Source organism: Massilia sp. CFBP9012 (assembly GCF_034045115.1).
In the GTDB taxonomy this organism is placed as follows: domain Bacteria; phylum Pseudomonadota; class Gammaproteobacteria; order Burkholderiales; family Burkholderiaceae_D; genus Telluria.
Genome location: NZ_JAXCWM010000001.1, coordinates 312,333 through 324,366 on the forward strand (window position 1 = coordinate 312,333; position 12,034 = coordinate 324,366).

General features: G+C 62.5%; 11 protein-coding genes. 4 read left to right on the forward strand and 7 right to left on the reverse strand.

Translation table 11 applies throughout. The features are described 5' to 3' along the window. Positions 1 to 9 precede the first annotated feature (9 nt). The 7 genes from ispC to rpsB form a co-directional block, all read right to left on the reverse strand. Positions 10 to 1,197 carry a 1-deoxy-D-xylulose-5-phosphate reductoisomerase gene (ispC, locus tag SOM61_RS01190; RefSeq protein WP_320472380.1) on the reverse strand — a complete coding sequence of 396 codons (1,188 nt, stop codon included), beginning with the start codon at positions 1,195 to 1,197 and terminating at the stop codon, positions 10 to 12. Positions 1,198 to 1,209: 12 nt separating this feature from the next. Next, the gene (locus tag SOM61_RS01195) at positions 1,210 to 2,040 is read right to left on the reverse strand and encodes a phosphatidate cytidylyltransferase (RefSeq protein ID WP_320472381.1); all 831 of its coding nucleotides are present in this window, start codon (positions 2,038 to 2,040) and stop codon (positions 1,210 to 1,212) included. Further along, positions 2,040 to 2,789 (reverse strand): polyprenyl diphosphate synthase, encoded by a 750-nt coding sequence (uppS, locus tag SOM61_RS01200; protein WP_320472382.1) that lies wholly within the window; start codon positions 2,787 to 2,789, stop codon positions 2,040 to 2,042. Before uppS ends, SOM61_RS01195 begins: the two co-directional genes overlap by 1 nt. A 140-nt stretch (positions 2,790 to 2,929) precedes the next feature. After that, positions 2,930 to 3,490 (reverse strand): ribosome recycling factor, encoded by a 561-nt coding sequence (gene frr / locus SOM61_RS01205; protein ID WP_137174230.1) that lies wholly within the window; start codon positions 3,488 to 3,490, stop codon positions 2,930 to 2,932. A 28-nt stretch (positions 3,491 to 3,518) separates the two neighbouring features. Then, positions 3,519 to 4,235: a UMP kinase gene (pyrH, locus tag SOM61_RS01210; protein ID WP_320472383.1), complete on the reverse strand. Its 717-nt coding sequence runs from the start codon at positions 4,233 to 4,235 to the stop codon at positions 3,519 to 3,521. A 341-nt stretch (positions 4,236 to 4,576) separates the two neighbouring features. After that, entirely contained in the window at positions 4,577 to 5,485 is a 909-nt protein-coding gene (gene tsf, locus SOM61_RS01215; RefSeq protein ID WP_320472384.1) for a translation elongation factor Ts, read from the reverse strand. 134 nt (positions 5,486 to 5,619) lie between these two features. Continuing rightward, the gene (gene rpsB / locus SOM61_RS01220; protein WP_005667508.1) at positions 5,620 to 6,369 is read right to left on the reverse strand and encodes a 30S ribosomal protein S2; all 750 of its coding nucleotides are present in this window, start codon (positions 6,367 to 6,369) and stop codon (positions 5,620 to 5,622) included. Between the two features lie 272 nt (positions 6,370 to 6,641). Between rpsB and map the strand changes: the two genes are divergently transcribed. The 4 genes from map (at position 6,642) to SOM61_RS01240 (ending at position 11,958) form a co-directional block, all read left to right on the forward strand. Further along, positions 6,642 to 7,487 carry a type I methionyl aminopeptidase gene (map, locus tag SOM61_RS01225; RefSeq protein ID WP_320472385.1) on the forward strand — a complete coding sequence of 282 codons (846 nt, stop codon included), beginning with the start codon at positions 6,642 to 6,644 and terminating at the stop codon, positions 7,485 to 7,487. 10 nt (positions 7,488 to 7,497) lie between these two features. After that, a complete protein-coding gene (locus tag SOM61_RS01230; protein ID WP_320472386.1) occupies positions 7,498 to 10,080 on the forward strand; it encodes a [protein-PII] uridylyltransferase in 2,583 nt (860 codons plus the stop codon). 44 nt (positions 10,081 to 10,124) lie between these two features. Beyond that, positions 10,125 to 10,871: a pseudouridine synthase gene (locus tag SOM61_RS01235; protein WP_320472387.1), complete on the forward strand. Its 747-nt coding sequence runs from the start codon at positions 10,125 to 10,127 to the stop codon at positions 10,869 to 10,871. A 262-nt stretch (positions 10,872 to 11,133) separates the two neighbouring features. Beyond that, on the forward strand, positions 11,134 to 11,958 hold the full coding sequence (locus SOM61_RS01240) for a PEP-CTERM sorting domain-containing protein (protein WP_320472388.1): 825 nt from the start codon (positions 11,134 to 11,136) through the stop codon (positions 11,956 to 11,958). Positions 11,959 to 12,034 lie beyond the last annotated feature (76 nt).

Consider the following 12,034-nt stretch of genomic DNA (forward strand, 5'->3'; position numbering starts at 1 on the left):
TCCGCGGGGTCAGCGCTGCAAGCCTGAAGCGACGCTCGATACGGCGTCGTTGGCGGCCGCGCGCGCGCGCGCGTCCTGGGCCAGCACCGCCTCGATCGACGGAGCCGGGCCGTGCGGCACGACGTCGAGCGCGTGGCGAATCACGCGGTCGATGTCGCGGAAACCGATGCGGCGCTCGAGGAAGGCCTGCACCGCCACCTCGTTGGCCGCATTGAGCAGGGCCGGGGCGGTGCCGCCCGCGCGCAGCGCATCGAAAGCGAGCGCCAGACAGGGGAAGCGCTCGAAGTCGGGCGCGAAGAACTGCAGCCCGGCCATCTGCGTCAGGTCGAGCTGGGCCACGCCCGAATCGATCCGCTCCGGATAGGCCAGCGCATTGGCGATCGGGGTGCGCATATCGGGGTTGCCCAACTGGGCCAGCACCGAGCCGTCCACATACGAGACCATCGAGTGGATCACGCTCTGCGGATGGATCACGACTTCGATCTGGTCGGCCGCCGCACCGAACAGCCAGTGGGCCTCGATCACTTCAAGGCCCTTGTTCATCATGGTGGCGGAATCGACCGAGATCTTGCGGCCCATTACCCAGTTCGGGTGCTTGCAGGCTTCGTCGGGGGTCACACTGTCGAGCGTCTCGACGGCGCGGTTCAGGAACGGGCCGCCGGATGCGGTCAGGAGGATCTTTGCCACGCCCGAGGCGACCGGAACCCGCGCATACGAGGATGGCAGCGACTGGAAGATCGCATTGTGTTCGCTGTCGACCGGCAGCAGGGTCGCCTTGTGCTCGCGCACGGCGTCCATGAACAGCTGGCCCGACATCACCAGCGCTTCCTTATTGGCCAGCAGGATCTTCTTGCCGGCGCGCGCCGCGGCGAGCGTCGGCGCCAGGCCGGCGGCGCCGACGATGGCGGCCATCACGATGTCGGTGTCGGCGCTGGAAGCGATGTCACACAGCGCCTGTTCGCCGTATTCGACGCTGGTCGGCAGGTCGGCGACCAGGGCCGCGAGCTGGGCGGCGGCTTCAGGGCTGCCGACCACGGCGCGCTGCGGGCGATACTTTCGGCAGGCCGCGGCCAGTTCTTCCACGCGCGAATGCGCGCTGAGGGCGTAGACGCGGTAGCGGTCGGGATGGCGCGCCACCACGTCGAGGGTCGAGGCGCCAATCGAACCGGTGGCGCCAAGGATGGTAATGCCTTGCATGGAGACTTCCTTCTAGAGCCGGGTGGCGATCAGGGCCGCCAGCGGCAGGACCGGCACGAGTGCGTCGATCCGGTCCAGCACGCCGCCGTGGCCAGGCAGCAGATTGCTGCTGTCCTTCATGCCGGCGCGGCGCTTGAGCTGGGATTCGAACAGGTCGCCGACCACGCTGGCGACGACGATGAGGGCGATGACGGCCAGCATGCCGGCCCAGCCGAAGCTGGCCTGCACGCGCACCGCGAAGGTATTGGCCAGGGCCTCCCCGCCGAACAGGACGGTGAGCGAGGCCAGCAGCACGGTGACGATGCCGCCGCCGATGGCGCCTTCCCACGACTTGCCGGGCGAGATCGATGGCGCCAGTTTATTCTTGCCGAAGGTCTTGCCGCATACATAGGCGAAGATGTCGGCCGACCACACGATCACGAGCACCGACAGCAGGAACAGGGCCGAGTACTGGAACAGCATGACGATGGCGGCGAAGCAGGCCACCAGCGAAATCGCGTACAGCAGGCTCAGCAGCGTGTTCGGGGTGCTGGCCAGCGGCGGCAGGCCGAGCTTGAGCGTGGGCGCGAAACGCAATGCCCACAGCAGCGCGCCGATGGCGAACCAGAAGGTCGGATCGCCCTGCTCGCGCATGAAGAAGGCATAAGCGAAGGCGATGGTCCAGGCCACCGCGATCGCCACCGCGCTCTTCGCGCCCGGATTGAACAGGCGGAAACACTCCCAGATCGCCGCCCCGAAGAACACCGAAGCGACCACCGCGAACGCCGTGGGGTTATTGGAGTACAACACCGGCAGCAGGACTGCCAGCAAAACGAGCGCGGTGACGATCCGGGTCTTGAGCATCAGTTGGTCTTCTTCGCTACTTGGGCGCTGGTCTGGCCGAAGCGCCGTTCGCGCGCCTGGAACGAGGCGATCGCCTCATCCAGCGCTGCGGGCGTGAAATCGGGCCAGAAGGTGCTTGTGAAATGCAGTTCGGCATACGCCAGCTGCCACAACAGGAAATTGGAGATGCGTTCCTCGCCGCCGGTCCGGATGAACAGGTCGGGTTCGGGCGCATACGCCATCGCCAGGTGCGGAGCCAGCATTTCCTCCGTAAATTCGGTCACGCCGGGGTTGGCCTGCACCATCTTCCCCGTTGCCTGCATGATATCCCAGCGGCCGCCATAGTTGGCGCACACGGTGACGGTCAGGCGCGTATTGCCGGCCGTGCGGCGCTCGGCATTGGAGATCATCTCTTGCAGCTTGGCGTCGAAGCGGCTCAGGTCGCCTACGACTTTCAGGCGAATATTATTGGCGTGCATCTTCGAGACTTCGCGCTCGAGCGCCGTCACGAACAGGCGCATCAGCAGCGAAACCTCGTCGGCCGGGCGGCGCCAGTTCTCGGACGAGAAGGCGAACAGGGTCAGGTACTCGACCCCGCGCAGCACGCAGGCTTCGACGATGCCGCGTACGGCTTCCACGCCCTTGACGTGGCCGGCGACACGCGGCAGCAGGCGTTTGGTGGCCCAGCGGCCATTGCCATCCATGATGATGGCGACGTGGCGCGGCACGGCGGGCGTCTCGGGAACGGCGGAGGTCGAACTTTTGAACATCTTGTATCCAGCAGGGCTGCGCCCGGACTTGCGTCCGGCGTTGCGCATATGACCAATCAGAATTGGACAATCATAAGGTAGGCGGACCGGCCGCGGCAAGTTGCCGGGGCCGGTCCGCAAGAAAGCCGTTGAGCGGGACCTTACACCGTCAGGATTTCTTTCTCTTTTTCACCCAGCAGCTTGTCGATGTCGGCCACGGCCTTGTCGGTCAGCTTCTGGATTTCGTCCGAGGCGCGGCGCTCGTCGTCTTCCGACGCGGTCTTGTCCTTGACCATTTTCTTGAGCGCTTCGTTGGCATCGCGGCGGATATTGCGCACGGCAATCTTCGCATCTTCGCCTTCGGACTTGGTCAGTTTGACCATTTCTTTGCGGCGCTCTTCGGTCAGCGGCGGGGTCGGCACGCGGATCATATCGCCCTGCGACGATGGGTTCAGGCCCAGGTCGGCGTCGCGGATCGCTTTTTCGATGGTCGCAGCCATTTTCTTTTCGAACGGCTGGACGCCGATCGTGCGCGCGTCGACCAGGGTCAGGTTGGCGACCATCGGCAGCGCGGTCGGGCTACCGTAGTAGTCGACCATCACGTGGTCGAGGATGCCGGTGTGGGCGCGGCCGGTGCGGACCTTGGCCAGGTCGGCTTTCAGGGTCTCGATGGACTTAACCATGCGCTCTTGCGCGTTCTTTTTGACGTCAGCCAGGGACATGCTGCTCTCCTTGTTGTTCAGTAAATATTTAAACGTGTACCAGTGTACCTTCGTCTTCACCCATGATCACGCGGGTGAGCGCGCCGGGCTTGACGATGGAGAACACCTTGATCGGCAGTTTCTGGTCGCGGCACAGTGCGAAGGCGGTGGCGTCCATCACTTGCAGGTGCTTGGCGATCGCTTCGTCGAAGGTGATGCTTTCGTAACGCGTCGCGTGCGGGTCTTTCTTGGGGTCGGCGCTGTAAACGCCATCGACCTTGGTGGCCTTCAGGACGATCTCGGCCGAGATCTCGGCGCCGCGCAGGGCGGCCGCGGTGTCGGTGGTGAAGAACGGGTTGCCGGTGCCGGCGGCGAACACCACCACTTTACCTTCTTCCAGGTATTGCAGGGCTTTCGGGCGCACATACGGCTCGACCACCTGCTCGATGGCGATCGCCGACATGACGCGGGCGGTGATGCCGACGTGGCGCATGGCGTCGGCCAGGGCCAGCGCGTTCATGACGGTGGCCAGCATGCCCATATAGTCGGCGGTGGCGCGGTCCATACCCTGGGCGCCTGGGGCGACGCCGCGGAAGATGTTGCCGCCGCCAATCACGACCGCCACCTGCACGCCCAGCTTCGCCACTTCCGCCACGTCGGCCACCATGCGCTCGATGGTGGCGCGGTTGATGCCGAACGGGTCGTCGCCCATCAGCGCTTCGCCGGACAGTTTCAGGAGGACTCGTTGGTAGGCTGGTTTTGACATGATGAAGCGGCTCCTAATGTGATGTTTCGATGGTGCGAATTCGGGTTCGATCGCCGGCCCTTGGGCTGCGATCTCATCTGCCTTGGAGGCGATGGCATTGTAAGGCGGGCGCGGTCGGTGAGTCGCGCCGCTGGACTGCATGCAGACTTGGATTCCCGCCTGCGCGGGAACGACGTATTAGAGGTGCGGACTGTGGAGCCTTCTTCGGCCCGCACCCCATGAACGTCGTTCCCGCGAAGGCGGGAACCCCAGTTTGCCGTACAGCCAAGAAATACTTCATGGCCGCAACACACAAACGATCCCACCTTAAAAAAACGGACCTTGCGGCCCGTTCTTTTTGATTACTGCTTGTTTGCAGCCATCTGGGCTGCAACTTCTGCTGCGAAGTCGTCGACCTTCTTCTCGATGCCCTCGCCCACCACGTACATGGTGAATGCCTTGACGCTGGTGTTCGATGCTTTCAGGTATTGCTCGATCGACTGCTTGTCGTTCTTCACGAATGCCTGGTTCAGCAGCGACACTTCTTTCAGGTACTTCTGCACCGAACCATCGATACGCTTGGCGACGATTTCGTCCGATTGCGGCTGCTTGCCTTCGGCGACAGCTTTTTCAGCGTCTTCCTTGGCCTTCAGTTCGGCGACCGAACGCTCTTTTTCGATCATTTCGGCTGGCACTTGCTCCGACGACAGAGCGACTGGCTTCATTGCAGCGATGTGCATGGCCAGGTCCTTGCCGACTTGCTCGTCCGCGCCTTCGAAGTCGACGATGACGCCGATGCGGGTGCCGTGCAGGTAGGAAGCCAGCTTGCCGGTGGTTTCGAAACGCTGGAAGCGACGCACGGTCATGTTTTCGCCGATCTTGCCGATCAGGGCGGTACGCACGTCGTCGAAGGTCTTGCCGTCGTGCGGCAGCGCTGCCAGGGCAGCGACGTCAGCCGGGTTGTTCTCGGCGACCAGCTTGGCGGCCAGGTTGACCATGGCCAGGAATTCTTCGTTCTTGGCGACGAAGTCGGTTTCGCTGTTGACTTCGACCAGCGCGCCGACGTTGCCGGAGATGTAGGTAGCCACGACGCCTTCGGCGGTGATGCGTGCCGATGCCTTCGATGCCTTGCCGCCCAGCTTGACGCGCAGGATCTCTTCAGCACGACCCATGTCGCCGTCGGCTTCGGTCAGTGCTTTTTTGCATTCCATCATTGGCGCGTCGGTCTTCGCGCGCAGTTCGCCTACCATCGCTGCAGTAATCGCTGCCATGTTGATTTCTCCTAAATGTTTTATCCGGGTCGCAGGTCGTTATAAAACGCCCCACAGGTATTCAGCTTAAAAAAAGGGGGGCTCGTGTGCGGCGCCCCCTTCGATGTGCCAGCGGGTCAATGACCCGCCGTCACTTATGCCTGCTCGGAAACTTCGACGAAGTCGTCACCGCCAGCCTTGACCATTTCAACGACTTCGTTGGTGGCGTTGGCGCGGCCTTCCAGGATCGCATCGGCGACGCCGCGTGCGTACAGGGTGATCGCTTTCGACGAGTCGTCGTTGCCTGGGATGACGTGGGTCACGCCTTCTGGCGAGTGGTTGGTATCGACGATGCCGATGACCGGGATGCCCAGCTTGCCGGCTTCGGTGATGGTGCCCTTGTGGTAGCCGACGTCGACGACGAAGATCGCGTCAGGCACGCCGCCCAGGTCCTTGATGCCGCCGATCGACTTTTGCAGCTTTTCCATTTCGCGCGAGAACAGCAGCGCTTCTTTCTTCGACATCTTCTCGACCGAACCGTCTTCGACCTGCGCTTCCATGTCTTTCAGGCGCTTGATCGAGGTCTTGATGGTCTTGAAGTTGGTCAGCATGCCGCCCAGCCAGCGCTGGTCGACGTAAGGCACGCCAGCGCGCTGAGCTTCAGCGGCGATGATGTCGCGTGCTTGACGCTTTGTGCCGACCATCAGGATGGTGCCGCGGTTGGCCGAGATCTGCTTGATGGTTTTCATCGCATCCTGGTACATCGCCATGGTTTTTTCCAGGTTGATGATGTGGATCTTGTTGCGATGACCGAAGATGAACGGCGCCATCTTTGGGTTCCAGAAACGGGTCTGGTGGCCGAAGTGGATACCGGCTTCCAGCATTTCACGCATAGTAACGGACATGTAATTCTCCAGGGTTGGGTCTTGAATGTGGCCAGTCACCAGTCAGGCACCCTTTTAGGGCCACATTCGCGATTTCAATAAATTAAAAGTACAGTTTTTACAACATTGCTCAATGCGAATCCGAGCAACCCGAGATTCTAGCGGGATTTGCCGTTTTATTCAAGCGTGACGTGGAGCCAGGGGTCGCGGCCGCCCTGAGGAAGGAATGTTTCCTCTATAATGGCCCCTTATTGCACACTCATTGCATCGACTACCGCAGGATAAGAATCCCAATGGCCTCCACTCCCAAAACTCCCGAAGAAATCGAAGGCATGCGCGTCGCCTGCCGCCTCGGCTCGGAAGTGCTCGACTATATCACCCCGTTCGTGAAGCCCGGCGTCACCACCGGCGAACTCGACCGCCTGGCGTATGAATACATGGTCAACGTCCAGGGCACGACCCCGGCGACCCTGAACTATGCCCCGCCCGGCTACCCGCCCTTCCCCGGCTCGATCTGCGCCTCGCTCAACGACGTGATCTGCCACGGCATCCCGGGCGACCGCGTGCTCAAATCGGGCGATGCGCTCAACATCGACATCACCCCGATCACCAAGGACGGGTACCACGGCGACAACAGCCGCATGTACCTGGTCGGCGAGCCGTCGATCATGGCGCGCCGCCTGTCCGAGATCACCTTCGAGTGCATGTGGCTGGGCATCGCCGCCGTCAAGCCGGGCAAGCACCTGGGCGACATCGGCCATGCGATCCAGCAGCACGCCGAGAAGGCCGGCTACAGCGTGGTGCGCGAATTCTGCGGCCACGGCGTGGGCCGCGTATTCCACGAAGAGCCGCAGGTGCTGCACTACGGCCGCCCCGGCACCCTGGAAGAACTCAAGCCGGGCATGATCTTTACCATCGAGCCGATGATCAACGCCGGCCGCCGCGACATCAAGGAAATGCCTGACGGCTGGACCATCAAAACGAAAGACCGCAGCCTGTCGGCCCAATGGGAACACACGGTGCTGGTCACCGAGACCGGGGTCGAGGTGCTGACCATGTCGGCCGGCAGCCCGCCGCCGCCCGCCATCGTGCTGCCGCTCTTGACCCCGGGCGCGGTGCCGACCCTGGCCGCGGCTTAAAGGAAAGCCCATGGGACAGGCCGCCCTGCTCGACACCGCCCGCACCACGCTGCGCCAGCGCCTGAAGGCCGAACGCCAGCTGGTGTTCCAGGCCTTCCAGGAAGACGGCAAGCCCGAAAAACTCCTGCGCAGCCTGCGCCAGGTGGTCGACGGCGTGCTGCTCGATGCCTGGCAGGCCGCCGGCCTGCCGGAGCACACCGCCCTGGTGGGCGTGGGCGGCTACGGGCGCGGCGAACTGTTCCCCTATTCCGACGTCGACCTCTTGATCCTGCTGGGACAGCCGGCCGACGCCATCACCCAGGCGCGCCTGGAAGGCCTGGTCCAGCTGCTGTGGGACCTGGGCCTGGAGATCGGCCACAGCATCCGCACCGTGGACGAGTGCCTCGTCGAATCGGCCGCCGACATCACCGTGCAAACGAGCCTGCTGGAAGCGCGCCTGGTCACCGGCAGCGCGCCGCTGTTCGAAGAGCTGCAGCGGCGCTACCGCGACGCCCTCGATCCGCAGGCCTTCTTCCAGGCCAAGACCGCCGAGATGCGGCTGCGCCACGCCAAGCACGAATACACCGCCTTCGCGCTCGAGCCGAACGTGAAGGAAAGCCCTGGCGCGCTGCGCGACCTGCAGGTGATCCTGTGGGTGGCCAAGGCCGCGGGCCTGGCCGACACCTTCGGCCAGCTCGCCACGCGCGGCCTGATCACGCGCATGGAGGCGCGCCAGCTGCTGGAAAAGGAAAGCGCCTTCAAGGACATCCGCATCCGGCTGCACCTGCACACCAAGCGACGCGAAGACCGGCTCGTGTTCGACGTCCAGACCGCGATCGCCGGCACCCTGGGCCTGACCGCCAGCGGCGAAGGCCCGGACGCGCGCCGCGCCAGCGAATTTTTGATGCAGCGCTACTACTGGGCCGCCAAGACCGTGACCCAGTTGAATACGATTTTGCTGCAGAACATCGAAGCCCAGCTGTTCCCGCAGCCGACGGTGGCCGTCCCGATCAGCGCCCACTTCACCCAGGTGGGCAGCCTGATCGACGTCGTCGCCGACGACACCTTCGAGAAGCATCCCGCCGCCATCCTCGAGCTGTTCGTGGCGATGACCGAGCGCCGCGAACTGAAGGGCATGACGGCGCGCGCCACGCGCGCGCTGTGGCATGCGCGCACCTTGATCGACGAGGGTTTCCGCGCCGACCCGGCCAACAAGGCGCTGTTCCTGCGCGTGCTGCAGGCGCCGCGCGGCCTGGTGCACGCGCTGCGCCGCATGAACGAATTCGGCATCCTGGGCCGCTACCTGCCCGCTTTCCGCAAGATCGTCGGCCAGATGCAGCACGACCTGTTCCACGTGTACACCGTGGACCAGCACATCATGATGGTGGTGCGTAACCTGCGCCGCTTCACGATGCCGGAACACGCGCACGAATACCCGTTCTGCAGCCAGCTGATCGCCGACTTCCACGACCGCTGGCTGCTGTACGTGGCGGCCCTGTTCCACGACATCGCCAAGGGCCGCGGCGGCGACCATTCAAAGCTCGGCATGATTGATGCGCGCGGCTTCTGCCGTGAGCACGGCATCAGCGAGGAAGACACCGAACTGGTGGTGTTCCTGGTCGAGCAGCACCTGACCATGTCGACAGTGGCGCAAAAGCAGGACCTGTCCGACCCCGACGTGATCCAGGCCTTCGCCGCCGTGGTGAAGGACGAGCGGCACCTCACCGCGCTGTACCTCTTGACCGTGGCGGACATCCGCGGCACCAGTCCCAAGGTGTGGAACGCCTGGAAGGCCAAGCTGCTGGAAGACCTGTACAAGGTCACCCTGCGCGTGCTGGGCGGCGAGCCGCACTCGGCCGACCGCGAGCTGCGCACGCGCCAGAAGGAAGCGCTGGCCACCCTGCGCCTGTTCGGCCTGGACGCCAATGCCCACGAGGCGCTGTGGAAGCAGCTCGATGTGGCGTACTTCCTGCGCCACGACGCCTCCGACATCGCCTGGCAGACCCGCGCGCTGGTCGACAAGGTCGACGCCGACAAGCCCGTCGTCAGGGCGCGGCTGGCGCCGATCGGCGAAGGCCTGCAGGTGGCGGTCTACGTGAAAGACCAGCCCGACCTGTTCGCGCGCATCTGCAGCTACTTCGACCGCAAGAACTTCAGCATCCTGGACGCCAAGATCCACACCACGCGCCACGGCTATGCGCTGGACAGCTTCCTGGTGGCGGACGAGAACTTCGCCGGCAGCTACCGCGACATCATCAGCCTGATCGAGCACGAGCTGTGCTCCCAGCTGCTGTCGCAAGAGCCGCTGCCGCCTTTGGCCCGCGGCCGCCTGTCGCGCGTGGCGCGCACCTTCCCGATCACGCCGACGGTCGAACTGCGGCCGGACGAGCGCGGCCAGTTCCACGTGCTGTCGATTGCCGCCAACGACCGCATGGGCCTGTTGTACGCGATCGCCAGCGTGCTGGCGCGCTACCGGCTGAACCTGCACACCGCCAAGATCATGACCCTGGGCGAGCGCGTCGAGGACGTGTTCCTGATCGACGGCCCGGCCCTGAACAATCCACGCACCCAGGTGCAGCTCGAGACCGATCTTCTTGATGCACTGAAGGTCTAGCCCTCAAAATTTGATTCACCTCCTTTTACAGTAAAGTTTTACCGATGACCGAACCGCTCCGCCTCTCCAAACGTATGTCCGAACTGGGCCTCTGCTCGCGCCGCGAAGCCGATGAATGGATCGCCCGCGGCTGGGTGCGGGTGGACGGCAAGGTCGTCTCGGAACTGGGCAGCAAGGTGCTGCCGACCCAGCGCATCACGGTCGAGCGCCAGGCCGCGGCCGAGCAATCGAAACGCGTCACCATCCTGATCAACAAGCCGGTCGGCTACGTCAGCGGCCAGGCCGAGGATGGCTATACGCCGGCGATCGCCCTGATCAAGCCCGAGAACCGCTGGGCGGACGATCCGGCGCCCGAGCAGTTCCACCCGACCCAGTTGCGCAGCCTGGTGCCCTGCGGGCGCCTGGACATCGATTCGGTGGGTTTGCTGGTGCTGTCGCAGGACGGCCGCATCGCCAAGCACCTGATCGGCGAGACCACCTCGGTCGACAAGGAATACCTGGTGCGGGTGCAGTACACCAAGCCGGGCAAGCTGCCCGACAGCGACCTGAAGAAACTGAACCACGGCCTGTGGATGGACGGTAAAGCGCTGCTGCCGGCCAAGGTGCGCTGGCAAAACGACGACCAGCTGAGCTTTACCCTGCGCGAAGGTAAGAAACGCCAGATCCGGCGTATGTGCGATATGGTCGGCCTGAAAGTGGTGGGCCTCAAGCGCGTGCGCATCGGCAAGGTCAAGCTGGGCAACCTGCCCGAGGGACAATGGCGCTACCTGGGCGCCGACGAAGTGTTCTGACGGCGCAGTTGCAGGTCGCCTTTAAGCGAAGTCTAGCAGCGCCACTGCTCTTCAGTACTGTCGAACACAGTGCTGTCACACTCAGGTCGAATGCAAGACAATGCATTCGACTTCGACCATTCCCAACCTCACCTCCTCACCGAGCGTCGTCAATTATTAGGAATTAATTTCCACAACGGAATTCTCTATGTGCTGAGAAACGTCAAGCGACATCGACATCTCTCCATTAAATTGGAAGTGCGTTCCATATCTGGAGAAACCGATGAAATCAGTCCGAAAGGTTGCGAAAAATTTCCAATTGATCATCTTGGCGATGCTGTTTTACTCCACAAGTGCATCGGCTAGTTATATCACTGCCAAATTGATCAACCCGCCGAACAGTTCGGGGTTCAGTCGCGCCAACCCAGCTATTCATGTAAAGCAAAGACTGCCGGTGGGCGATACGATGACAGCGACCATGACCTCGAATGGCGTAGTTATCACAAATAACGACGGAACTGTACCAACATATCAAGAAACAGTTACTGACGTTCATGATGGCGTCCAATTCGTCATGCCTGGCATAGTCAATAACAAAATTGTAACGGATATCTTCCAAACCCATTCCAATCCAACCGTTGGCAACGGGATCTTGCAGGCTGCTGCATTCAACAATGAAGGCGAGCTGACTCCGAGCCTGGTCGAGTTCAATGGACTGGGTGGTTGGCTTGCTGAAAACGGATACGTTAGCGGTAATCCGCTAGCTGTTCCTGATTTTATTATTTGCGGAGATATTTTCTACGGCGTGGACCTGTCTATCTGGGCGGCGGCTGGCTTTTCGGATATGGAGTCCCGTCTGGGACAAACGTTTGCCATTACAAATGGTCGATCAGATGCCCTGCCGGGATTTTTGTTCGGCACAAGCGCCATGTTTTTTAATGGCGACGGATGGGAAACCGCTACCCTGTTTACCGGTACGGTGACACTTGACTCATACCACGAATTCGATGTGCCGGAGCCAGGCAGCATGGCTCTGTTCGGCATTGCTGCCATTGGCTTCATTGCTCGACGAAAAACTTCCAGGGGAAATATGTCTTATGAGAATTAAGGTATGAGACTTTATTGAAAGGACGGTAGCGCCGTGCTGTCCAGGACAGACCGCAACCCGAAAGAGTTGCGGTTCA

Coding starts and splice junctions, on each gene's coding strand:
- rpsB (WP_005667508.1), bottom strand. CDS start 6,369: ATGTCCGTTACTATGCGTGAAATGCTGGAAGCCGGTATCCACTTCGGC.
- pyrH (WP_320472383.1), bottom strand. CDS start 4,235: ATGTCAAAACCAGCCTACCAACGAGTCCTCCTGAAACTGTCCGGCGAA.
- SOM61_RS01235 (WP_320472387.1), top strand. CDS start 10,125: ATGACCGAACCGCTCCGCCTCTCCAAACGTATGTCCGAACTGGGCCTC.
- tsf (WP_320472384.1), bottom strand. CDS start 5,485: ATGGCAGCGATTACTGCAGCGATGGTAGGCGAACTGCGCGCGAAGACC.
- uppS (WP_320472382.1), bottom strand. CDS start 2,789: ATGTTCAAAAGTTCGACCTCCGCCGTTCCCGAGACGCCCGCCGTGCCG.
- SOM61_RS01195 (WP_320472381.1), bottom strand. CDS start 2,040: ATGCTCAAGACCCGGATCGTCACCGCGCTCGTTTTGCTGGCAGTCCTG.
- ispC (WP_320472380.1), bottom strand. CDS start 1,197: ATGCAAGGCATTACCATCCTTGGCGCCACCGGTTCGATTGGCGCCTCG.
- map (WP_320472385.1), top strand. CDS start 6,642: ATGGCCTCCACTCCCAAAACTCCCGAAGAAATCGAAGGCATGCGCGTC.
- SOM61_RS01230 (WP_320472386.1), top strand. CDS start 7,498: ATGGGACAGGCCGCCCTGCTCGACACCGCCCGCACCACGCTGCGCCAG.
- SOM61_RS01240 (WP_320472388.1), top strand. CDS start 11,134: ATGAAATCAGTCCGAAAGGTTGCGAAAAATTTCCAATTGATCATCTTG.
- frr (WP_137174230.1), bottom strand. CDS start 3,490: ATGTCCCTGGCTGACGTCAAAAAGAACGCGCAAGAGCGCATGGTTAAG.